This is a genomic window from Streptomyces termitum, from assembly GCF_014650175.1.
GTDB lineage: Bacteria > Actinomycetota > Actinomycetes > Streptomycetales > Streptomycetaceae > Streptomyces > Streptomyces termitum.
Genome location: NZ_BMUL01000001.1, coordinates 249,621 through 270,834 on the forward strand (window position 1 = coordinate 249,621; position 21,214 = coordinate 270,834).

The window sequence follows — 21,214 nt, forward strand, 5'->3', positions numbered from 1 at the left end:
CTCGCGGGGGAGCGGGGTGCTGCGGCAGGTGCAGCGGTGCTGCGGGCGAACCGGCAGCACCCGCCGGGAGGAGGCGGGGCGATGACCGGACTGAAGCCGCTCGGCGAGGAGGCGCCGCCGGAGGCGCTGGCACTGGCGAGGGCCCTGCGGGACCTGTTCGCGGGGCTCGCGCCGCTGTCGGTGCGCCGCTACGCGGTCCGCAGGTCGTACGACTCCGGCGCCGTCTCCCGGTACTTCGGCGGGCGGCGCGTCCCGCACTGGGACTTCGTGCGGAACCTGCTGGGCGACGTCGCGGAGGCGCGGGGTACCGAGGTGCCGACCGAGGAGACCGTGGCGATGTTCAAGGCCCTGCACCGGGCCGCCGTGTACGCCTCCCGGGGGCCGGTCCACCGGGTCCGGCTGCTGGAGCTCCAGCTCGCCGAGGCGGACGGCGAGGCCCAGCGGGCCGCCCGGTCCGTGCGGCGCCTGGAGGAGACGCTCGACGACCGCGAGCGGCGGGTGCGGGAGCTGCGGCTCCAGCTCCGGGAGCTGCGCGCGGAGGGCGACGGCGGGCCCGGCGAGTACGCCCGGCTGCGCGAGGAGGTGCGGGAGCTGCGGGAGGAGCTGGAGCGGGTCCGGGAGCTGCACCGGCGGGCGGAGGAGCGGTGCGAGCGGCTGGAGCACCGGCTGGCGGAGGCGGAGGCGGCACCCCCGGCGGTCACCCCGGTGGTTCCCCCGGTGGTTCCCCCGGCGGTCCCGGCGGCCCGGCCGGAGTCCCCGGGGCGCGAGGGCGCGGGAGGGGAGGGCCCGGGACGTGCGGAGCCGGGGCGCGGCGGCCCGGGGCGCGAGGACCCGGACCCGTACGGCCTGCGGATCGAGGGCGGCGGGAACACGGTGCACTTCTACGGGGCTCCGCCGCCGATGGACGAGGAGGCCGCCGCGGCGCTCAGCGCGCAGATCTCCTACGGGACGAGCGAGGCCAGCGGCCTGCTGGTCGACGGGCGGACGGTGGTCTCCGCGCTGGAGTGGGACGTGGCGACGAAGGCGCGGCGGCTGGTCCGGTCGGTCGACGTCGGCGGGCTGACCGTGCCGGCGGAGGTGCGGGAGGTGAGCGGGGTGGACGGTCTGGCGCACAAGGACGTGCAACTGCTGGTCCTGGAGCTCCGGGAGCCGGTGCCGCCGCCCGCCGTGCCGGTCCGCCTGGACCGGAAGCCGCCGATCGGCTCCCGGCTCCTGGCCAGCGCCCGCAACCCCTACAGGCCGTACTCCTGCCTGGTGGACCTGCGGGGGCGCACGGGCGGGCTGCTGCGGGTGGTGGGGGAGATGGACGGCGCGCTCCGGGGCGCCCCGATGTTCTCGGAGCGGGGCGGCCTGGTGGGCTTCCAGATCTCGACGTACCGCAACGGCACCCTCGGCTACCTCCTGCCGGCCGCCGCCCTCGACGCCCTGACCACGGTCTCCCTCCCGGGCTGATCCCGGACGGCCCTTCCGGGGCGGGTTCCGGGCCCGCACCAATCAAAGCAAGCATGCTTGATTGTTTCCCGGATCGCTGCCATGCTCCCACTCCTCAGGCCCGTCCTCCCGAGGGGAGCGCACCGTGTCCGACCCCGTCGACGTCCTCGTCGACCTCCGCGCCGAGGGCGACGAACTCGACGCCCTCGTCGCCGACCTGACCCCGGCGGACTGGTCCCGCCCCACCCCCGCCCCGCGCTGGACCCTCGCCCACCAGATCGCGCACCTCGCCTGGACGGACCGGGCCGCGCTGCTCGCCGTCACCGACGCGGAGGGCTTCGCGGCCGAGGTGGAGAAGGCGCCGGCCGCGCCCGAGCGGTTCGTCGACGAGGGGGCCGAGGAGGGGGCCGCGCTGCCGCCGGACGTGCTCCTCGCCCGCTGGCGCGACGGCCGGGAGCGGCTGGAGCGGGCCCTGCGCGCGGTGCCGCCCGGCGGCCGCTTCCCCTGGTACGGGCCGCCGATGAGCGCCCCCGCGATGGCCACCGCCCGGCTGATGGAGACCTGGGCGCACGGCCAGGACGTGGCCGACGCCCTGGGGGCCGTCCGCACGCCCACCGCCCGGCTGCGGCACGTCGCCTGGATCGGCCACCGGGCCCGCGGCTACGCCTATCTGGTGCGCGGCGAGCAGCCGCCGCCGGACCCGGTCCGGGTCGAACTCACCGCCCCGGACGGCACGTCGTGGACGTACGGCCCCGAGGACGCGGCCCAGCGGGTCACCGGCGACGCGCTCGACTTCTGCCTCCTGGTCACCCAGCGGATCCACCGGGACGACACCGCCCTCGTCGCCGAGGGTGCCGACGCCGAGCGCTGGCTCTCCTTCGCGCAGGCGTTCGCCGGACCGGCGGGCGCGGGCCGCCCGGCCCGCGAGGAGGCCAGGCCGTGACCGGACCGGGTGCGGCGGGGCGGGGCGCCGAGGGCCGGGCCGTGACGGGACCGGCGGTGGCCGGACCGGGTGCGGCGGGGCGGGTCCTGCGGATCGGGAACGCCTCCGGTTTCTACGGCGACCGCTTCGACGCCGTCCGCGAGATGCTGACCGGCGGCGGACTCGACGTCCTCACCGGCGACTACCTCGCCGAACTCACCATGCTCATCCTCGGCCGCGACGTCCTCAAGGACCCGTCGGCGGGGTACGCCAAGACCTTCCTGCGGCAGATGGAGGAGGGCCTCGGGCTCGCCCACGAGCGCGGCGTCCGGATCGTCGCCAACGCCGGAGGGCTCAACCCGGCCGGGCTCGCCGCCGCCCTGCGGGAGCTGGCCGCCAAGCTCGGCCTGCCGACCCGCGTCGCCCACGTCGAGGGCGACGCGCTGCCGCCCGGACCGGGCGTCCTGACCGCCAACGCCTACCTGGGCGGCGGCGGGATCGCCGCCTGCCTCGCCGCCGGCGCCGACGTCGTCGTCACCGGCCGGGTCACCGACGCCGCCCTCGTCACCGGCCCCGCCCAGTGGTGGTTCGGCTGGGGGCCCGAGGAGTACGACCGGCTGGCCGGGGCGGTCGTCGCCGGGCACGTCCTGGAGTGCGGCACCCAGGCCACCGGCGGCAACTACGCCTTCTTCCGGGAGCTCGCCGAGCGCGACCCGAAGGCCCTGGCACGGCCCGGCTTCCCGCTCGCCGAGCTGTACGGGGACGGGTCGGCGGTCGTCACCAAGCACCCCGGCACCGGCGGCGCCGTCGACGTCGGCACGGTCACCGCCCAGCTCCTGTACGAGACCTCCGGCGCCCGCTACGCCGGACCCGACGCGACCGCCCGCCTCGACACCGTGCGGCTCGTCCAGGACGGGCCGGACCGGGTGCGGATCGAGGGGGTGCGGGGCGAGGCCCCGCCGCCCACCCTCAAGGCGGGCGGCTGCCGCCTCGGCGGCCACCGCAACGAGGTCGTCTTCGTCCTCACCGGCCTCGACGTCGACGCCAAGGCCGCCCTCGTCCGGGAGCAGGTCGGGGCCGCGCTCGCCGCCGCGCCGCCCGCCGAGGTCCGCTGGGAACTGGCCCGCACCGACCGGGAGGACGCGCCGACCGAGGAGACCGCCAGCGCCCTGCTGCGGCTCGTCGTCCGCGACCCCGACCCCGACCGGGTGGGCCGCGACCTGACGGGGGCCGCGATCGAACTGGCCCTCGCCAGCTACCCCGGCTTCCACGTCACCGCCCCGCCCGGCCGGGGCGCCCCCTACGGGGTCTTCGAGACCGCGTACGTGCCCGCCGCCGACGTCCCGCACACGGCCGTGCTCCCCGACGGGACCCGTACCGCCGTCCCCGTACCGCCGGACAGCCGGGTCCTGGAACCGGTGCCCGAGCCCGACCTGCCGCCGCCACCGCCCCCGGGCCCGGTGGTCCGCGCCCCGCTGGGGCGGATCGCGGGCGCCCGCAGCGGCGACAAGGGCGGCGACGCCAACGTGGGCGTGTGGGTGCGCACCGAGGAGGAGTGGCGGTGGCTCGTCCACACCCTCACCGCCGACCTCTTCCGCGCACTGCTCCCCGAGACGGCCGGACTGCCCGTCACCCGGCACGTGCTGCCGAACCTGCGGGCGCTGAACTTCACCGTCGCCGGGCTCCTCGGCGAGGGCGTCGCCTCGCGGGCCCGCTTCGACCCGCAGGCCAAGGCCCTCGGCGAATGGCTCCGCTCCCGCCACCTCGACCTCCCGGAGACCCTGCTGTGACCGTCCTCGCCTCCGCCCTCGACACCGGCGGACCCGACCACGCCGCCCACCGGGCCGCCATGCTGGAGAAGCTCGCCGCGCTCGACGCCGAGCACGCCCGGGCGCTCGCGGGCGGCGGCGAGAAGTACACGGAGCGGCACCGCCGGCGCGGCAAGCTGCTCGCCCGGGAGCGGATCGAGCTCCTGGTGGACCCCGACAGCCCCTTCCTGGAACTCTCCCCGCTCGCCGCCTGGGGCAGCGACTACCCCGTGGGCGCGTCCCTGGTGACCGGCATCGGGGTGGTGGAGGGCGTCGAGTGCCTGATCACCGCCAACGACCCGACCGTGCGCGGCGGCGCCTCCAACCCGTGGACCCTGAAGAAGGCGCTGCGCGCCAACGAGATCGCGTACGCCAACCGGCTCCCGGTGATCTCCCTCGTCGAGTCCGGCGGCGCCGACCTGCCCTCCCAGAAGGAGATCTTCATCCCCGGCGGGGCGCTCTTCCGCGACCTCACCCGGCTCTCGGCGGCGGGCATTCCCACGATCGCGGTCGTCTTCGGCAACTCCACGGCCGGCGGCGCCTACGTGCCCGGCATGTCCGACCACACGGTGATGATCGAGGAGCGGTCGAAGGTCTTCCTCGGCGGGCCGCCGCTGGTGAAGATGGCGACCGGCGAGGAGAGCGACGACGAGTCGCTGGGCGGGGCGGCGATGCACGCCCGGGTCTCCGGGCTCGCCGACCACTACGCGGTGGACGAGCCCGACGCGATCCGGCAGGCCCGCCGGATCGTCGCCCGCCTCAACCACCGCAAGGCGCACCCCGATCCGGACCCGGCGGCCTACGAGCCGCCGAAGTACGACCCGGAGGAGCTCCTCGGGATCGTGCCCGGCGACCTGAAGACGCCCTTCGACCCGCGCGAGGTGATCGCCCGCCTCGTCGACGGCTCCGACTTCGACGAGTTCAAGCCGCTGTACGGATCGTCGCTGACCACCGGCTGGGCCCGGCTGCACGGCTACCCCGTCGGCATCCTCGCCAACGCGCGGGGCGTGCTGTTCTCCGCCGAGTCGCAGAAGGCCGCCCAGTTCATCCAGCTCGCCAACCAGCGGGACATCCCGCTGCTGTTCCTCCACAACACCACCGGCTACATGGTCGGCAGGGAGTACGAGCAGGGCGGCATCATCAAGCACGGCGCCATGATGATCAACGCGGTGTCGAACTCCCGGGTCCCGCACCTCTCCGTCCTCATGGGCGCGAGCTACGGCGCCGGGCACTACGGCATGTGCGGCCGCGCCTACGACCCCCGCTTCCTCTTCGCCTGGCCCAGCGCCAAGTCCGCCGTCATGGGCCCCCAGCAGCTCGCGGGCGTCCTGTCCATCGTGGCGCGCGCGTCGGCCGCCGCGAAGGGGCAGTCCTACGACGACAAGGCCGACGCCGGGCTGCGCGCCCTGGTCGAGGCGCAGATCGAGTCCGAGTCCCTCCCGATGTTCCTCTCCGGCCGGCTCTACGACGACGGGGTCATCGACCCCCGCGACACCCGCACGGTCCTCGGACTGTGCCTGTCCGCGATCCACACGGCACCGGTCGAGGGCGCGCGCGGCGGCTTCGGCGTCTTCCGAATGTGAGGCACCTTCGTTGATCACCTCCGTCCTTGTGGCCAACCGGGGCGAGATCGCCTGCCGCGTCTTCCGCACCTGCCGGGAGCTGGGCATCGCGACCGTCGCCGTCCACTCCGACGCGGACGCGGACGCCCTGCACGTGCGGGAGGCGGACACGGCGGTACGGCTGCCGGGGGCCGCGCCCTCGGAGACGTACCTGCGCGGCGACCTCGTCGTGGCGGCGGCGCTCGCGGCGGGCGCCGACGCGGTCCACCCCGGCTACGGCTTCCTCTCCGAGAGCGCGGACTTCGCCCGTGCCGTCACCGCCGCCGGACTGACCTGGATCGGGCCGCCGCCGGAGGCCGTCGAGGCGATGGCGTCGAAGACCCGCGCCAAGGAACTCCTCGGCATCGCCCCGCTCGACCCGGCCGCCGTCACCGCCGCCGACCTGCCGGTCCTGGTGAAGGCGGCGGCCGGCGGCGGCGGCCGGGGCATGCGGATCGTCCGCGAACTCACCGCCCTGGAAGGGGAGATGGCGTCCGCCTCGGCGGAGGCCGCGAGCGCCTTCGGGGACGGCGAGGTCTTCGTCGAGCCGTACGTGGAGGGCGGCCGGCACGTCGAGGTACAGGTCCTCGCCGACACCCACGGCACGGTGTGGGCGCTCGGCACCCGGGACTGCTCCCTCCAGCGCCGCCACCAGAAGGTGATCGAGGAGGCGCCCGCGCCCGGCCTGTCCGCCGCCCTGGAGGCGTCCCTCCTGGACACGGCGGTCCGCGCCGCGAAGGCCGTGGGCTACACCGGCGCCGGCACGGTCGAGTTCCTGGTCGCCGACGGGCGGGCGCACTTCCTGGAGATGAACACCCGCCTCCAGGTCGAGCACCCCGTCACCGAGGAGGTCCACGGCGTCGACCTCGTCGCCCTCCAGCTCGCCGTCGCCGAGGGCCGGGCGCTGCCCGCCGAGCCGCCGCCCGCCCGGGGCCACGCGGTCGAGGCCCGGCTCTACGCCGAGGACCCGGCCGCCGGCTGGGCCCCGCAGACCGGCGTCCTGCACCGCTTCGAACTGCCTGCCGGGGACGGCGTGCGGGTGGACACCGGTTACGCCTCCGGAGACGCGGTCGGCGTCCACTACGACGCCATGCTCGCCAAGGTCATCGTCCGCGCGCCCACCCGCGAGGCCGCCCTGCGCAAGCTCGCCCACGCCCTGGAGCGGGCCCGGCTGCACGGCCCCGCCACCAACCGCGACCTCCTCGTCGCCTCCCTGCGCCACCCCGACCTCGCCGACCCGGCCCGCCTCGGCACCGGCTTCTACGACCGCCACCTCCCCGCCCTGACCGCCGCCCCGGAGGGCCGGGCGCACGCGGCCGTCGCCGCCGCGCTCGCCGGGGCCGCCGCCCGCCGGGGCCGCTTCGGCGGCGGCTGGCGCAACGTCCGCTCCGGCGACGAGACCCGGAGCTACGAGGGCCTGCCGGAGGTCCGCTACCGGCCCGCCCGGGACGGCGGCTTCGAGGTCCTGGCCCCCGGGGGCGTCCGGGCCGTCAGCGCCGCGCCCGACCGGGTCCGGCTCGAAGTCGCCGGAGTCGTCCGGGACTTCGAGGTGGCGGAGTACCCCGACGGCCTGGTCTGCGCGGGCCCGTACCGGCTCACCGCCCGCCCCCGCTTCACCGACCCGCGCGAGCGGACCCTGCCCGGGTCCCTCCTCGCGCCCATGCCCGGCACCGTCGTCAGGGTCGCGGACGGCCTCGCCCCCGGCGACCGCGTCGAGGCCGGGCAGCCCCTGCTCTGGCTGGAGGCGATGAAGATGGAGCACCGCGTCACCGCTCCCGCCTCCGGCACGCTCACCGCGCTCCACGCCGCCCCCGGCCGCCAGGTCGAGGTCGGCGCCCTGCTCGCCGTCGTCCAGACCGAAGCACAGGAGGACCAGACCGTATGAGCACCGACATCGAGTCGCCGGAACACACCGCGCTCCGCGCCGCCGTCGCCGCCCTCGGCCACCGGCACGGCCCCGGCTTCGACCGGGCCGCCCTGTGGGAGGAGGCCGGAAAGCTCGGCTACCTGGGCGTCAACCTGCCGGAGGAGTACGGAGGCGGGGGCGGCGGCATGGCCGAGCTCTCCCTCGTCCTGGAGGAGGCGGGCGCCGCCGGGGCCCCGCTCCTGATGATGGTCGTCTCGCCCGCGATCTGCGGCACGGTCATCGCCCGCTTCGGCACCGAGGAGCAGAAGCGGGCCTGGCTGCCGGGGCTCGCGGACGGGTCGAGGACGATGGCCTTCGGCATCACCGAGCCCGACGCGGGCTCCAACTCGCACCGGATCACCACCACCGCCACCCGCACCGGCGACAGCTGGACGCTCAACGGCCGGAAGGTCTTCGTCTCCGGCGTCGACATCGCCGACGCCACCCTGATCGTGGGCCGCACCTCCGACGCCCGCACCGGGAACCTCAAGGCGTGCCTCTTCATCGTGCCGCGCGACACTCCGGGCTTCGGCCGCCGCCACATCGAGATGGAACTCGACGCGGCGGAGAAGCAGTTCGAGCTCACCCTCGACGACGTCCACCTCCCTGCCGAGGCGCTCGTCGGCGACGAGGACGCGGGACTGCTCCAGCTGTTCGCGGGGCTCAACCCGGAGCGGATCATGACGGCCGCGTTCGCGATCGGCATGGGCCGCTTCGCCCTCGACCGGGCCGTCGCCTACGCCAAGGAGCGGCAGGTCTGGAAGGCCCCGATCGGCGCCCACCAGGCCATCGCCCACCCGCTCGCCCAGTCCCGCATCGAGCTCGAACTCGCCCGCCTGATGATGCGGAAGGCGGCCCGGCTGTACGACGCGGGCGACGACATGGGCGCGGGCGAGGCCGCCAACATGGCGAAGTACGCGGCGGCCGAGGCGTGCGTGAAGGCCGTCGACACCGCCGTCCACACCCTCGGCGGCAACGGCCTCACCAAGGAGTTCGGCCTCGCCCGGCTGATCGCCGCCTCCCGGGTGGCCCGGATCGCCCCGGTCAGCCGGGAGATGATCCTCAACTTCGTCTCCCACCAGACCCTGGGGCTGCCGAAGTCGTACTGACACGAGGGGCGAGGGGCGGGGCGGGGGCGGCCGTGACCGGATCTCCGCACGAGGGGGTTCTCCTGTGAAGATCCTGTGTACGATCCTGGGCACCCCGCCCCGCGCCGCGCGCGCCCTTCAGTCCCGGAGCCCCCCGTGCACCCGCAGCCCCACCCGTACCAGCCGCCCCCGGCCTGGCGGCCCCAGCGCCGCTGGTGGCAGCATCCGGCGCTGATCATCACCCTGCTCGTGCTGCTCCCGCCGGCGGGCATCGCCCTGGCCTGGCTCGGCCACTGGACGACCCGTACGAAGGCCGTGGCGTCGGTCCTCTCCGGGCTGTGGTTCCTCCTGGTGCTGGTCATACCCCCGGAGGAGAAGGCCCCGGAGGGCGACCCGAAGCCGGCGGTGACGGCGAGCCCGGCGCCCGCCCCGACCTCCGAGAGCCCGTCCCCGGAGCCGACGACCGAGAGCCCGAGCCCGGAGCCGACGACCGCGACCCCGACGCCGGAGCCCACCACCGAGGCGCCCTCCCCGGACCCGACCACCCGGGCGCCCGAGCCGGAGCCGGAGCCGACCACCCAGGCCCCGAAGACCCTGAAGCCGAAGCTGCCGCCGCAGACCACTCGGCCCCCGGAGACCGCCGAGCCGGACCCGGAGCCGTACTACGCCAACTGCGCCGCCGTCCGCGCCGCGGGTGCCGCCCCCATCTACGCGGGCGACCCCGGCTACAGCCGCAAACTGGACCGCGACGGCGACGGCGTCGCCTGCGAGAACTGACCGCCCCGGGGGCGGCGGGCCCGGTGCCCGCCGCCCCCGGGCCCGTTCCGCACCCGTGAATCATGCATGCGTGCTTGCTTGTTTTGCGGGGCGCTGACAGGGTCGTCCCCACCCGCCCCCTCGGGGGCGGCCCGGCGACCGCCGCCCCGCCCCGTCCCCCGCCCCGCCAGGAGGCCGCAGATGGTGTTCCGCAGCGCGTACGACCCCGTTCCCGTCCTCTCCCTCCCCATCCACGACGCCGTCCTGGGCGGGGCCGCCGCGTACGGCGACGCGCCCGCCCTGATCGACGGGGCCGGCGACCTGACCCTCAGCTACGCGCAGGTGGACGCCTTCCACCGGCGGGTCGCCGCCGGGCTCGCGGAGGCCGGGGTGCGCAAGGGCGACGTGCTCGCGCTGCACAGCCCCAACACCGTCCTCTTCCCGGTCGCCTTCTACGCCGCCACCCGCGCCGGGGCCGCCGTCACCACCGTCCACCCGCTGGCCACCCCCGAGGAGTTCGCCAAACAGCTCCGGGACTCGGCCGCGCGCTGGATCGTGACCGTCTCCCCGCTGCTCCCCGCCGCCCGCGCGGCGGCCGAACTCGCGGGCGGCGTCGAGGAGATCCTCGTCTGCGACGCGGCGGCGGACGGGGCCAGGTCGCTCCAGGAGTTCCTGGGCTCCACCGCGCCCGAGCCGGAGATCGCCATCGACCCCGCCGAGGACGTCGCCGCCCTCCCGTACTCCTCCGGCACCACCGGCGTCCCCAAGGGCGTGATGCTCACGCACGCCTCCATCGCCACCAACCTGGCGCAGCTCGACCCCTTCATCCCGATGGGCCCCGGCGACCGAATTCTCGCCGTACTTCCCTTTTTTCACATCTACGGCCTCACGGCCCTGATGAACGCGCCGCTGCGCAAGGGCGCCACCGTCGTCGTGCTGCCCCGCTTCGACCTGGACACCTTCCTCGGCGCCGTCCAGAAGCACCGCATCAACGGCCTGTACGTCGCCCCGCCGATCGTCCTCGCGCTCGCCAAGCACCCGGCCGTCGCCGACTACGACCTGTCCTCGCTGGAGTACCTGGTCTCCGCCGCCGCCCCGCTCGACGCGGCCCTCGCCGAGGCGTGCTCCCGGCGGCTCGGACTGCCGCCGGTCCGGCAGGCGTACGGCATGACCGAACTGTCCCCGGGCACCCACGTCACCCCGCTCTCCGAGGCGGACCCGCCGCCCGGCACCGTCGGCAGGCTGCTGCCCTCCACCGAGCTGCGCGTCCTCGACCTGGACGACCCGGCGAAGGACGCGGCGCCCGGCGCGGAGGGCGAGATCGCCATCCGGGGCCCGCAGGTGATGAAGGGGTACCTGGGGCGGCCCGACGCCACCGCAGCGATGATCGACGCGGACGGCTGGGTGCACACCGGCGACGTCGGCCGGGTCGACGCCGACGGCTGGCTGTACGTCGTGGACCGGGTCAAGGAGCTGATCAAGTACAAGGGCTTCCAGGTCGCCCCGGCCGAACTGGAGGCGCTGCTGCTCACCCACGAGGGCGTCGCGGACGCCGCCGTGATCGGGGTGACCGACGCCGAGGGCGCCGAGATCCCGAAGGCGTTCGTGGTCCGCCAGCCCGCCGCCGCCGGGCTCACCGCCGAGGAGGTCATGGCCCACGTGGCCGCCCGCGTCGCCCCGTACAAGAAGGTCCGGGCCGTCGAGTTCGTCGACGCCGTGCCCCGGGCAGCCTCCGGGAAGATCCTCCGCCGAGAACTGAGGGAGCGCGCGTGAGCCCGATCGTCGTCACCGAGGAGCGGGGGATCGTCACCCTGGCCCTGGACTCCCCCGACACCCGCAACGCCCTCTCGGCGGCCCTCGTCACCGGCCTCGCCGACGCGCTCGCCGGGGCGGGCGAGGACCCGGCGGTGCGGGCGGTCGTCCTCACCCACACCGGCACCACCTTCAGCGCGGGCGCCGACCTGAAGGCCCCGCCCAGCCCGTACGCCTTCGTCGACCTGCTCCGGCAGGTCGTGGAGCTGCCGAAGCCCGTCGTCGGACACGTCGCCGCAGGGGGCAGGGCCCGCGCGGGCGGCCTCGGCCTCCTCGGCGCCTGCGACGTCGTGGTGGCGGGCGAGGGCGCGGACTTCGCGCTCACCGAGGTGCGGATCGGGGTCGCCCCGGCGGTGATCTCCCTGACGCTGCTGCCCCGGCTCGACCCGCGCGCCGCCGCCCGGTACTACCTCACCGGCGAGCGGTTCGGGGTGCCCGAGGCGCGCGCCATGGGCCTGGTGACGGCCGGGGAGGAGGAGCTTCCGGCGATCCTGGACGGGCTGCGGGCCGGTTCCCCGCAGGGCCTGCGCGAGTCGAAGCGGCTGGTCACCGCTAGAGTCCTGGCAGCCTTCGAGCGCGACGCGGAGGAACTCGTCCAGAGGTCGGCCACGCTCTTCGCCTCCGCCGAGGCGCGCGAGGGCATGACGGCCTTCCTCGAACGACGGGACCCCGCATGGCGGTTGTGACCGCACCCAAGCAGGACCGGAGCCGCGCCACCCGGCAGCGGCTCCTGGAGGCCGCCGTGGCCTGCCTGGCCGACGTCGGCTGGGCGGGTTCCACGGTGGCCGTGGTCGCCGAGCGGGCCGGGGTGTCGCGGGGCGCGGCCCAGCACCACTTCCCGACCCGGGAGGACCTGTTCACGGCGGCGGTGGAGTACGTGGCGGAGGAGCGCTCGCAGGCGCTGCGGGCGCTGCCCACCGACGACCGGGAGCAGACCGTCGCCGCGCTGGTCGGCCTCTTCACCGGCCCGCTGTTCCGGGCCGCGCTCCAGCTGTGGGTGGCGGCCGCCCACGAGGACCAGCTCCGCGACCGGGTGGCGGAGCTGGAGGCCCGGGTGGGCCGCGAGTCGCACCGCATCGCCGTCGAGCTGCTGGGCGCCGACGAGTCCCGGCCGGGCGTCCGCGAGACGGTCCAGGGCCTCCTGGACATGGCCCGGGGCCTCGGCCTGGCGACGCTGCTGACCGACGACACGGCCCGCCGCGACCGGGTGGTGGCCCAGTGGGCCCGCCTGATCGACGAAACCCTCACGGCGGACTGAGACGACGGAGGGGGCCCGAGGTGGCGGTACGGGTCCGTCTGACCGACGGGCCCTCGCGGCGGGCCGGGGCGGTGGCTCAGCGGACGCCGAGGCGGTCGGCCCAGGCGGTGACGTCGGCGGTGGTGGCGTTGCCGCCGCAGACGACCAGGCCGAGGCGGGCGCCGGGGCCGACCCGGTCCAGGACCCGGCGGGCGGCCGGGAGCAGGCAGCCAGCGGCGGGCTCGGCCCACACCTTGGCGTGCTCGGCCAGGTCCAGGACGCCGCGCACGGCCTCCGCGTCGGTCACCGTGATCACGTCCTCGACGAGGGCGGCGGCGTGCGCGTGGGTGAGCGCGGAGGCGCTGGGGGCGCTCAGCGTCGACACGATCGAGGAGAGCGCGACCGGCACCGGGCCGCCGGCGGCGAGCGCGGCCGTCATGGCCTGGGCGCCCTCGGTCTCGACGCCCCAGATCCGGACGCCGGGGCGGCGGGCGCGCAGCGCGGTGGCGACGCCCGCGATCAGCCCGCCGCCGCCGATGCTGACGAGGACGTCGGTGAGCTCGCCCGCGTCCTCGGCGAACTCCAGGCCGACGGTGCCCTGGGCGGCGACCACGAGCGGGTCGTCGAAGGGGTGGACGACGGCGAGCCCGGCGTCCCGCAGCTCGTCCATCAGGGCGAAGGCGGCGGGCATGGTGTCGGCGAGCCGGACCTCCGCCCCGGCGGCCCTCGCGGTCTCGACGGCGCGGGCCGGGGCGGTGCGCGGCATGACGACGGTGGCCCGCACGCCGAGCGCCCCGGCCATGACGGCGAGCGCGACGCCGTGGTTGCCGCCGCTGACCGCGACGACGCCGGCCGCCCGCTCCCCGGGGGTGAGCGAGAGGAGCTTGGCGACCGCCCCGCGCGCCTTGAACGAGCCGGTGCGCTGGAGGAGTTCGAGCTTGACGGTGACGTCCGCGCCGAGCAGCGCGGTCAGTCCGGGACTGGGCAGGACCGGGGTCCGTACGACGTGTCCGGTGAGGCGTTCGGCAGCGGCTTCGACGTCCGCGACGGTGATCAGCACGCCGCCCACTGTGCCGTACGGCCCCGGCGCCCGGGGCCGTACGGTCAGACGCCGGGGCCCCGGCCCTCACGATCCGCTGTGACCCGGGCCACACCTCTTTCCACGGGGCCGCAGTACGCTGGTCCCATGCCTCCGCTCGTACGCCGCCGTCACGTGGACTTCGTCCGCGTCACGAGCATGAGCTGTCGCCGCGCCGCCTGACCCGGGGGCGCCACCACGTACGCCCCGCAGGGTCCCTCCACCGACCTTGTCGACCGGTACCCGCGGCCCCCGCCCCACCCCCGGCGGCCGCCCCGGGACCCGTACACCCCGCGGACGCACCCATGAGCCTCAGCACCACTCCCGCCCCCTCCCTCCCGTACGCCTCCCAGCTCCCGATCGTCGACCTCTCCGCCGCCGACCGCGGCCCCGACGCCCGCCGGCTGCTCCACGCCCAGCTGCACTCCGCCGCCCACGACGTCGGCTTCTTCCAGCTTGTCGGGCACGGCGTGACCGAGGCGGAGACGAAGGCCCTCACCGACGCCACGCGCGCCTTCTTCGCGCTGCCCGAGGCGGACCGGCTGGCCCTCGACAACATCAACTCGCCGCACTTCCGCGGCTACACCCGGATCGGCGACGAGCGCACCCGGGGGGCCCGGGACTGGCGCGACCAGCTCGACATCGGCGCCGAGCGGCCCGCCCGCGCGCCCGCCCCCTGGGAGCCCGCCTACGGCTGGCTGGAGGGCCCCAACCAGTGGCCCGAGGCGCTGCCGGAGCTGCGCACCGCCGCCCTGCACTGGATCGACCGGCTCAGCGGCGTCGCGGCGAAGCTGCTGCGCGAGCTGCTCGCCTCCATCGGCGCGGCCCCCGACTTCTACGACGGCGCCTTCGGCCCGCACGCCCACCCGCAGCTCAAGCTGGTCCGCTACCCGGGCAGCAGCGGCGAGGGCGACGACCAGGGCGTCGGCGCGCACAAGGACTACGGCTTCCTGACCCTGCTGCTCCAGGACCGCGTCGGCGGGCTCCAGGTGCAGCGCGAGGACGGGAACTTCCACGACGTGCCGCCGCTGCCCGGCGCCTTCGTCGTCAACCTCGGCGAACTCCTCGAAGTCGCCACCGACGGCTACCTGCTCGCGACCAACCACCGGGTGGTCTCCCCGCCCGGCGCGACGGAGCGCTTCTCCGTCCCGTTCTTCTACAACCCCCGGCTCGACGCCCGGATCGCCCCGCTGGACTTCCCGTACGCCTCCGCCGCCCCCGGCGTCACGACCGACCCGGCGAACCCGCTGTTCGCCGAGTACGGCCGCAACGCCCTCAAGGGAAAGATGCGCGCACATCCCCTGGTGGCCGCCCGCCACCACGCGGACCTGCTGCTGCGCCCCGAGGGGCGCCCGGATCAGCCGGCGATGTCGGCGTAGCCCTCGATCTCGCGCGGGTCCCGCTGCCCGGGGCCCGTGTAGCGGGCCGACGGGCGGACCAGGCGGCCGGTGCGCTTCTGCTCCAGGATGTGCGCCGACCAGCCGGCCGTCCGGGCACAGGTGAACATCGACGTGAACATGTGCGCCGGGACCTCGGCGAAGTCCAGCACGATCGCCGCCCAGAACTCGACGTTCGTCGCCAGCACCCGGTCCGGGCGGCGGTTGTGCAGCTCCTCCAGGGCCGCCTTCTCCAGCGCCTCCGCGACCTCGAAGCGCGGCGCCGCCAGCTCCTTGGCGGTCCGGCGCAGCACGCGGGCGCGCGGGTCCTCGGCCCGGTAGACGCGGTGGCCGAAGCCCATCAGCCGCTCGCCCTTGTCGAGCGCCTGCCTCACGTAGGCGGTCGCGTCGCCGGTCCGCTCGATCTCCTCGATCATGCCGAGGACGCGGGAGGGCGCGCCGCCGTGCAGCGGGCCGGACATGGCGCCGACCGCGCCGGAGAGCGAGGCGGCCACGTCGGCGCCGGTGGAGGCGATGACGCGGGCGGTGAAGGTGGAGGCGTTCATGCCGTGCTCGGCGGCCGAGGTCCAGTAGGCGTCGACGGCCTTGACGTGCTTCGGGTCCGGCTCGCCGCGCCAGCGGATCATGAACCGCTCGACGATGGACTCGGCCTTGTCGATCTCGCTCTGCGGCACCATCGGCACGCCCTGGCCGCGCGCCGACTGGGCGACGTAGGACAGGGCCATGACGGCGGCGCGGGCGAGGTCGTCGCGGGCCTGCTCGGGGGAGATGTCGAGGAGCGGTTTGAGGCCCCAGACGGGGGCGAGCATGGCGAGCGCGGACTGCACGTCGACCCGGATGTCGCCGGAGTGGACCGGGATCGGGAAGGGCTCGGCGGCCGGCAGGCCGGGGTTGAAGGCGCCGTCGACGAGCAGGCCCCACACGTTGCCGAAGGAGACGTGGCCGACGAGGTCCTCGATGTCCACGCCGCGGTAGCGGAGCGCGCCGCCCTCCTTGTCGGGCTCGGCGATCTCGGTCTCGAACGCGACGACTCCTTCGAGGCCCGGTACGAAGTCGGACATCAGGCGGCTCCTTCTATCGATGATCGATCACCCGAACGGTGGCGGCTGGAGGGACTCGACAGCCATGCCGCCGTCGAGTCTGTACGGTTCCGATGATGCGGGGAAGCGTGACATCCGGCACACTGCGCCGATCCGGCGACGAAGGATTGGCGGCCCGCCGGGGCGGGCAGACTGGGGTGCCGGTCCGGCGGGCGGACCCGGGCGCGCGGCGGCACCCCGCGGTGGCGGGCGGCCCGGGCGGCTGCGGCAGGATGGGCCCGTGACCGACGCTCTGGACCCCGCCGACATGCGCGAGCAGTACCGCACCAAGGAGCTGTCCCCCGCGGACCTCGCGCCCGACCCGATCGGGCAGTTCGCGCTCTGGTTCAAGGAGACCGCCGCCAGTCCGGCGATCCACGAGCCGAACGCGATGGTCGTCTCGACCGCGACCCCCGACGGGCGCCCCTCGTCCCGGACGGTCCTGCTCAAGCACTACGACGGCGCCGGCTTCGTCTTCTTCACCAACTACGGCTCCCGCAAGGGCACCGAGCTGGCCGCGAACCCGTACGTCTCGCTGCTCTTCCCCTGGCACCCGCTGGCCCGCCAGGTCATCGTCACCGGCCGGGCCGCCCGCACCTCCCGCGAGGAGACCGCCGCCTACTTCCGCACCCGCCCGCACGGCTCCCAGCTGGGCGCCTGGGCGAGCGAGCAGTCCCGGGTGATCCCCTCCCGGCAGGCGCTCCTGGACCGCTACGAGGAGCTGGCGGCCCGCCATCCGGACCGCGGCGAGGTGCCGGTGCCCCCGGAGTGGGGCGGCTTCCGGGTGGTCCCGGAGGCGGTCGAGTTCTGGCAGGGGCACGAGAACCGCCTGCACGACCGGCTGCGGTATGTCCGCGCGGGCGAGGGCTGGCGGGTCGAGCGGCTCGCCCCCTGAGCCGCGCCCGGGGCCGCGGAGCAGCGGCTTCGCGGAGCCCGTACGGCTCCGGAGAACGCGAACGACCCGTGGGCCTCGGTCCCGTCCGCCTAGGTTCGGACGGGAGCCGGCCGGACTGACCGGCGGCCCACGGGTCGGGTGACTGCTGGGGTTTCGGCAGAGGGCCTGCCGAGGTGCACATCGTGCGACGGCAGGCCTTAGCCCGCAGTCACCTCACGAGTCCGAAAAGAAATCATTTTTCCGGATCACCTCCTTTCGCGTGTACCCCCACCCTACGAACCCCCGCCGACCCCCACAAGCGAATTGACCGCGTCCCTCAGACGTCCCGTCGGCGCACCGCCCACCACCCCGCGAGCAGGGCGGCACCGGCCCACAGGGCGGTCACCCCGATCCCGGTCCAGGGCCCCAGCGGCCCGGTGTGCTCCTGGTACAGGATCTGCTGCCCGGCCCGGTCCGGCAGCCAGGCCGCCACTCCCTCGGAGAAGCCGACGACGACGAAGGAGACGATGAGGATGAACGGCACCAGCAGGCTCAGCACCGCGACCGCGCTGCGCAGCAGGAAGGCCAGCCCCATCGAGAACAGCGCGATCAGGGCCAGGTAGAGGCCGGCGCCGAAGCAGGACCGCAGCGCCCCCGGCTCGCCGATCCCGATGGCGTACTCCCCGAGGAAGGCGTTGGCCGTGAAGAACATGACGAACCCGGACACCACGCCCACGGCCAGCGCGAGCGCCCCCACGACCAGCGCCTTCGCCCCGTAGAACAGGCCCCGGCGCGGCACGGCCGCCAGCGAGTTCCGCAGCGCCCCGTTCAGGTACTCGGAGGAGGCGGCGGTGGCGCCGAAGGCGATGGCGGCGATCTGCACGAAGTTCAGCGGGTAGTAGAGCCAGAACAGCGGGTCCAGCTCCTCGGTCGCCGCCTGCTCCCGCCCGATGTTCGGGAAGGTGACCAGGGCGATGGCCAGGGCGGAGACGAGGACGGCGACCAGCGGACCGGCGACCGAGCGGACCGACCAGATCTTGATCCACTCGGAGCGGAGCACGGCGGTGGCGGACACGGTCAGACCTCCTGCGGGGAAGCGGCGGGGGACGCGGCGGTACGGGTGGTGAACTGGGCGGCCTCCGCGGTGAGGGCCAGGTACGCCTGCTCCAGCGAGGCGCGCTCGCCGGCCAGCTCGAAGACCGGGATGCCCTCGCGGGCGGTGGCCGCCCCGATCTCCTCGGCGGAGGCGCCCTCCACCACCCACCGGCCGTCCCCGTCCGGGGCCTCGCCGACCGTCCACCCCTTCGCCCGGAGCACGGCCCGCAGCCGCACCGGGTCCCCGGTGCGCACCCGGACCCGGTCCTGGCTGTGGGCGTCGATGAAGTCCCGCGTCGGCACGTCCGCGAGCAGCCGGCCCCGGCCGAGGACCACCAGGTGGTCGGCGAAGGCCGAAGTCTCGTTCATGAGGTGGCTGGAGACCAGCACCGTGCGACCCTCGGCGGCCAGCCGGCGCAGCAGCCCCCGGATCCAGACGATGCCCTCCGGGTCCAGGCCGTTGGCGGGCTCGTCCAGCATCAGCACCCCGGGGTCGCCCAGCAGCGCGGCGGCGATCCCGAGCCGCTGCCGCATGCCCAGCGAGTAGGTGCGGATCCGGCGCCCGGCCGCGTCCGCCAGACCGGTCTCGTCCAGCACCTCGGCCACCCGGCGCTCCGGCAGTCCGTTGGAGGCGGCGAGAAGGCGCAGGTGGTTCCGGCCAGTCCTGGACGGGTGCGCGGCCTGCGCGTCGAGGAGCGCGCCGACCGCGCGCAGCGGCTCGGCCAGCGTCACGTACGGGCGGCCGCCGACGGTGGCGGTGCCCGACGTCGGCCGGTCGAGGCCGAGGACGAGCCGCATGGTGGTCGACTTCCCGGCGCCGTTGGGGCCCAGGAAGCCGGTGACGCGGCCCGGCTCGACCCGGAAGGTCAGCCCGTCCACGGCGCGGGTCACCTGCCGGCCGCGGTACTCCTTGGTGAGGTTCCTGACGTCGATGCTGGTCATGGCACCAGCCTGGCCGCCGGGCGGCCCCGGGCCATCCCCGGCGAGGGGGGACCGTCTCCCCCGCGCGGGGGAGGAGCCGCGCGGGCGCCGCTGCGAGGATGACGGGATGTTCCTGCGCCCCCTGGTCCGCGCGGTCACCTACACCCGCTGGCTGCACCTGATGATCGGCGCGGTGGTGCCGATCGCCGCCGGGCTGATCTATCCCGGCCTCTCCTCGCCGACCGTCGCCGACTGGCTGGTCGCCGGCCTGCTGCCGGTCCCGCCGGTGGCGGCCCTCGCCCTGCTCCCCTCGGCCCGCCGCGCCGAGGGCCTCCAGGCGCGCCTGATGCTCTTCCCCGGCAAGCACGCGCGCGTGCGGGGCGCCGGGGAGGCCGGGACGGGCATCTCCGCGACCCCGTCGGCGTCCTGGGCGGACCGGGGCAGGACGGCCCTGTGGGCGGTCTTCCGGATGGAGGCGGGTCTCGCGGTCTGGATCGTCTCCGTCTGGCTGCTCCAGTGCGCGCTGGTGCTGTCCGGCACGTCGGTGGAGGAGCCGGTGGCGGGGGCGCTGCCCCGGCCGGGGGTGCCGGGCGGCGGCTTCCTCGCGCCGCTCCCGCTGTTTCTTCTGCTGGCCCTGGTGGTCGGGGCCGGGCGGCTGGAGACCCGGGTGGCGCTCCGGCTGCTCGGCCCGTCGGTGAAGGAGCGGATGACGGCCCTGGAGGAGCGCACGGAGCGGCTCCTGGAGCGGAACAGGATCGCCCGCGAGCTGCACGACTCGCTGGGCCACGCGCTCACCCTGGCCGTGGTGCAGGCGGGCGCGGCGCGGGCGGCGGGCGATCCGGAGTTCACCGACCGGGCGCTCGCGGCGATCGAGGAGAGCGGCCGGGCCGCCCTGGAGGACCTGGAGCGGGTGCTGCTGCTGCTCCGGGAGAAGGGCGGGCCGCGCGGCGCGGCCCCGGGCCTGGAGGAGGCGGCCCGGCTCCTGGAGTCGGCCCGCTCGTCCGGGGCGCGGGTGTCGGCGGAGGTGACGGGGCCGGTGGAGGAGCTGCCGGGGCCGGTCTCCCGGGAGGCGTACCGGATGCTCCAGGAGGCGCTGACGAACGCGCTGCGGCACGCGGGCCCGGTCCCGGTGACCGTCCGGGTGGCGGCGGAGCCGTCCCGCTTCCTGCTGCGGGTGGCCAATCCGGTCCCGGCCGGCCGGCCGCCCGCCGCGGCCGGTTCGGGCAGCGGGCTGCGGGGCGTCCGGGAGCGGGCGGCGCTGCTGGGCGGCGAGGCGTGGGCGGGGGTGCGGGACGGCGAGTGGCGGGTGGAGGTCACCCTGCCCCTGCGCTGATCCCGCGCCGGGGCGGCCGGCCGGGAAGTTTCTTTCGGATCGGGCCGGACCCCGCGAGCCTGGCCCGATCCGAAGGAGACTCCCTACGCTGGCACGATGGTGATCAAGGTCCTTCTCGTCGACGACGAACCCCTGGTCCGGGCCGGCCTGCGGGTGGTCCTGGAGGCCCAGCCCGACATCGAGGTGGTGGGGGAGGCGGCGGACGGCGCGGCCGTCGTCCCGCTGGTCCGCTCGCTGCGCCCGGACGTGGTGGCGATGGACGTCCGGATGCCGCTGATGGACGGCATCGAGGCGACCTCGGCGGTGCTCCGCACGGTGGCCGCGCCGCCGAAGATCCTGGTGGTCACCACGTTCGAGAACGACGAGTACGTGTACGGGGCGCTGCGCGCGGGTGCCGACGGCTTCCTCCTCAAGCGGGCCCGCCCGGCGGAGATCGTGCACGCGGTCCGGCTGGTCGCGGAGGGCGATTCGCTGCTCTTCCCGGCGGCCGTCCGGGAGCTGGCCGCCGCGTACGGGCGGGAGCGCGGCGGGGCACGGGCCCGGGAGGCGCTGGCCCGCGCGGGGCTGACCGAGCGGGAGGAGGACGTGCTGCGCCTGATGGCCAGGGGACTGTCGAACGCGGAGATCGCGGCGCGGCTGATCGTGGGCACCGAGACGGTGAAGTCGCACGTCAGCGCCATCCTGGCGAAGCTCGGTGCCCGGGACAGGACCCAGGCGGTGATCGCCGCGTACGAGTCGGGTTTCGTCGCCCCGGCCTGACCGCTGCCGCCGTCACGTGCCACCGGCGGATGCCCGTACGGCCCCCGCGAGGGGACCCGGCGGGGGCCGGCGAAGGGTTCCCGAAGACGTTTCGCCGAACCCGGTGTGGGATGGGTC

Annotated in this window: 18 protein-coding genes; 14 read left to right on the plus strand and 4 right to left on the minus strand. The window is 75.6% G+C overall.

The window, feature by feature from the left end; all coding sequences use genetic code 11:
* The first annotated feature begins 81 nt into the window (after positions 1-81).
* From IE219_RS01215 to IE219_RS01260, 10 genes are all read left to right on the plus strand, one after another.
* Positions 82-1,452, plus strand: coding sequence for a hypothetical protein (locus tag IE219_RS01215; protein WP_189974494.1), 1,371 nt, complete (start codon positions 82-84; stop codon positions 1,450-1,452).
* Positions 1,453-1,576: 124 nt separating this feature from the next.
* Positions 1,577-2,374, plus strand: coding sequence for a TIGR03084 family metal-binding protein (locus IE219_RS01220; RefSeq protein WP_189974496.1), 798 nt, complete (start codon positions 1,577-1,579; stop codon positions 2,372-2,374).
* Positions 2,375-2,430: 56 nt separating this feature from the next.
* The gene (locus tag IE219_RS01225) at positions 2,431-4,143 is read left to right on the plus strand and encodes an acyclic terpene utilization AtuA family protein (RefSeq protein WP_189974956.1); all 1,713 of its coding nucleotides are present in this window, start codon (positions 2,431-2,433) and stop codon (positions 4,141-4,143) included.
* A complete protein-coding gene (locus IE219_RS01230) occupies positions 4,140-5,744 on the plus strand; it encodes an acyl-CoA carboxylase subunit beta (protein WP_189974497.1) in 1,605 nt (534 codons plus the stop codon). The genes IE219_RS01225 and IE219_RS01230 overlap by 4 nt, the downstream gene beginning before the upstream one ends.
* Before the next feature lie 10 nt (positions 5,745-5,754).
* A complete protein-coding gene (locus IE219_RS01235) occupies positions 5,755-7,647 on the plus strand; it encodes an ATP-binding protein (protein ID WP_189974500.1) in 1,893 nt (630 codons plus the stop codon).
* Complete coding sequence (locus tag IE219_RS01240) at positions 7,644-8,777, plus strand: acyl-CoA dehydrogenase family protein (RefSeq protein ID WP_189974502.1); 1,134 nt, start codon at positions 7,644-7,646, stop codon at positions 8,775-8,777. Before IE219_RS01235 ends, IE219_RS01240 begins: the two co-directional genes overlap by 4 nt.
* 135 nt (positions 8,778-8,912) lie before the next feature.
* Positions 8,913-9,533, plus strand: a complete 621-nt coding sequence (locus IE219_RS31525) for an excalibur calcium-binding domain-containing protein (protein WP_229849525.1) — start codon at positions 8,913-8,915, stop codon at positions 9,531-9,533.
* A gap of 180 nt (positions 9,534-9,713) precedes the next feature.
* Entirely contained in the window at positions 9,714-11,285 is a 1,572-nt protein-coding gene (locus tag IE219_RS01250) for an AMP-binding protein (RefSeq protein ID WP_189974504.1), read from the plus strand.
* Positions 11,282-12,010, plus strand: coding sequence for an enoyl-CoA hydratase family protein (locus IE219_RS01255; RefSeq protein ID WP_189974506.1), 729 nt, complete (start codon positions 11,282-11,284; stop codon positions 12,008-12,010). Before IE219_RS01250 ends, IE219_RS01255 begins: the two co-directional genes overlap by 4 nt.
* On the plus strand, positions 11,998-12,582 hold the full coding sequence (locus IE219_RS01260) for a TetR/AcrR family transcriptional regulator (RefSeq protein WP_189974508.1): 585 nt from the start codon (positions 11,998-12,000) through the stop codon (positions 12,580-12,582). Before IE219_RS01255 ends, IE219_RS01260 begins: the two co-directional genes overlap by 13 nt.
* A gap of 76 nt (positions 12,583-12,658) precedes the next feature.
* On the opposite strand, the gene IE219_RS01265 is transcribed toward IE219_RS01260, so the two are convergent.
* Positions 12,659-13,618, minus strand: coding sequence for a threonine/serine dehydratase family protein (locus IE219_RS01265; RefSeq protein WP_189974957.1), 960 nt, complete (start codon positions 13,616-13,618; stop codon positions 12,659-12,661).
* Positions 13,619-13,944: 326 nt separating this feature from the next.
* Between IE219_RS01265 and IE219_RS01270 the strand changes: the two genes are divergently transcribed.
* Positions 13,945-15,018 (plus strand): isopenicillin N synthase family dioxygenase, encoded by a 1,074-nt coding sequence (locus IE219_RS01270; RefSeq protein WP_189974510.1) that lies wholly within the window; start codon positions 13,945-13,947, stop codon positions 15,016-15,018.
* Here IE219_RS01270 and IE219_RS01275 read toward each other — a convergent pair.
* The gene (locus IE219_RS01275) at positions 14,997-16,097 is read right to left on the minus strand and encodes a citrate synthase 2 (protein WP_189974512.1); all 1,101 of its coding nucleotides are present in this window, start codon (positions 16,095-16,097) and stop codon (positions 14,997-14,999) included. The genes IE219_RS01270 and IE219_RS01275 overlap by 22 nt on opposite strands.
* 286 nt (positions 16,098-16,383) lie before the next feature.
* On the opposite strand from IE219_RS01275, the gene pdxH reads away from it, so the two are divergent.
* A complete protein-coding gene (pdxH, locus tag IE219_RS01280) occupies positions 16,384-17,010 on the plus strand; it encodes a pyridoxamine 5'-phosphate oxidase (RefSeq protein ID WP_189974958.1) in 627 nt (208 codons plus the stop codon).
* A 316-nt stretch (positions 17,011-17,326) separates the two neighbouring features.
* On the opposite strand, the gene IE219_RS01285 is transcribed toward pdxH, so the two are convergent.
* Together IE219_RS01285 and IE219_RS01290 are read right to left on the minus strand one after the other, a co-directional pair.
* Positions 17,327-18,070, minus strand: a complete 744-nt coding sequence (locus IE219_RS01285; RefSeq protein ID WP_189974959.1) for an ABC-2 transporter permease family protein — start codon at positions 18,068-18,070, stop codon at positions 17,327-17,329.
* Positions 18,067-19,026, minus strand: coding sequence for an ABC transporter ATP-binding protein (locus IE219_RS01290; protein WP_189974515.1), 960 nt, complete (start codon positions 19,024-19,026; stop codon positions 18,067-18,069). The genes IE219_RS01285 and IE219_RS01290 overlap by 4 nt, the downstream gene beginning before the upstream one ends.
* A gap of 106 nt (positions 19,027-19,132) precedes the next feature.
* Here IE219_RS01290 and IE219_RS01295 point away from each other — a divergent pair, with 106 nt between their 5' ends.
* Positions 19,133-20,338 carry a sensor histidine kinase gene (locus IE219_RS01295; protein ID WP_189974517.1) on the plus strand — a complete coding sequence of 402 codons (1,206 nt, stop codon included), beginning with the start codon at positions 19,133-19,135 and terminating at the stop codon, positions 20,336-20,338.
* 96 nt (positions 20,339-20,434) lie between these two features.
* Positions 20,435-21,097, plus strand: coding sequence for a response regulator (locus tag IE219_RS01300; RefSeq protein WP_189974519.1), 663 nt, complete (start codon positions 20,435-20,437; stop codon positions 21,095-21,097).
* Positions 21,098-21,214 lie beyond the last annotated feature (117 nt).

What these genes read in the sequence shown, in the direction of transcription:
- IE219_RS01275 (WP_189974512.1), bottom strand. Translation starts at nt 16,097, where the DNA reads ATGTCCGACTTCGTACCGGGCCTCGAAGGAGTCGTCGCGTTCGAGACC.
- IE219_RS01300 (WP_189974519.1), top strand. Translation starts at nt 20,435, where the DNA reads ATGGTGATCAAGGTCCTTCTCGTCGACGACGAACCCCTGGTCCGGGCC.
- IE219_RS01240 (WP_189974502.1), top strand. Translation starts at nt 7,644, where the DNA reads ATGAGCACCGACATCGAGTCGCCGGAACACACCGCGCTCCGCGCCGCC.
- IE219_RS01270 (WP_189974510.1), top strand. Translation starts at nt 13,945, where the DNA reads ATGAGCCTCAGCACCACTCCCGCCCCCTCCCTCCCGTACGCCTCCCAG.
- IE219_RS01260 (WP_189974508.1), top strand. Translation starts at nt 11,998, where the DNA reads ATGGCGGTTGTGACCGCACCCAAGCAGGACCGGAGCCGCGCCACCCGG.
- IE219_RS01215 (WP_189974494.1), top strand. Translation starts at nt 82, where the DNA reads ATGACCGGACTGAAGCCGCTCGGCGAGGAGGCGCCGCCGGAGGCGCTG.
- IE219_RS01250 (WP_189974504.1), top strand. Translation starts at nt 9,714, where the DNA reads ATGGTGTTCCGCAGCGCGTACGACCCCGTTCCCGTCCTCTCCCTCCCC.
- IE219_RS01295 (WP_189974517.1), top strand. Translation starts at nt 19,133, where the DNA reads ATGTTCCTGCGCCCCCTGGTCCGCGCGGTCACCTACACCCGCTGGCTG.
- IE219_RS01290 (WP_189974515.1), bottom strand. Translation starts at nt 19,026, where the DNA reads ATGACCAGCATCGACGTCAGGAACCTCACCAAGGAGTACCGCGGCCGG.
- pdxH (WP_189974958.1), top strand. Translation starts at nt 16,384, where the DNA reads ATGCGCGAGCAGTACCGCACCAAGGAGCTGTCCCCCGCGGACCTCGCG.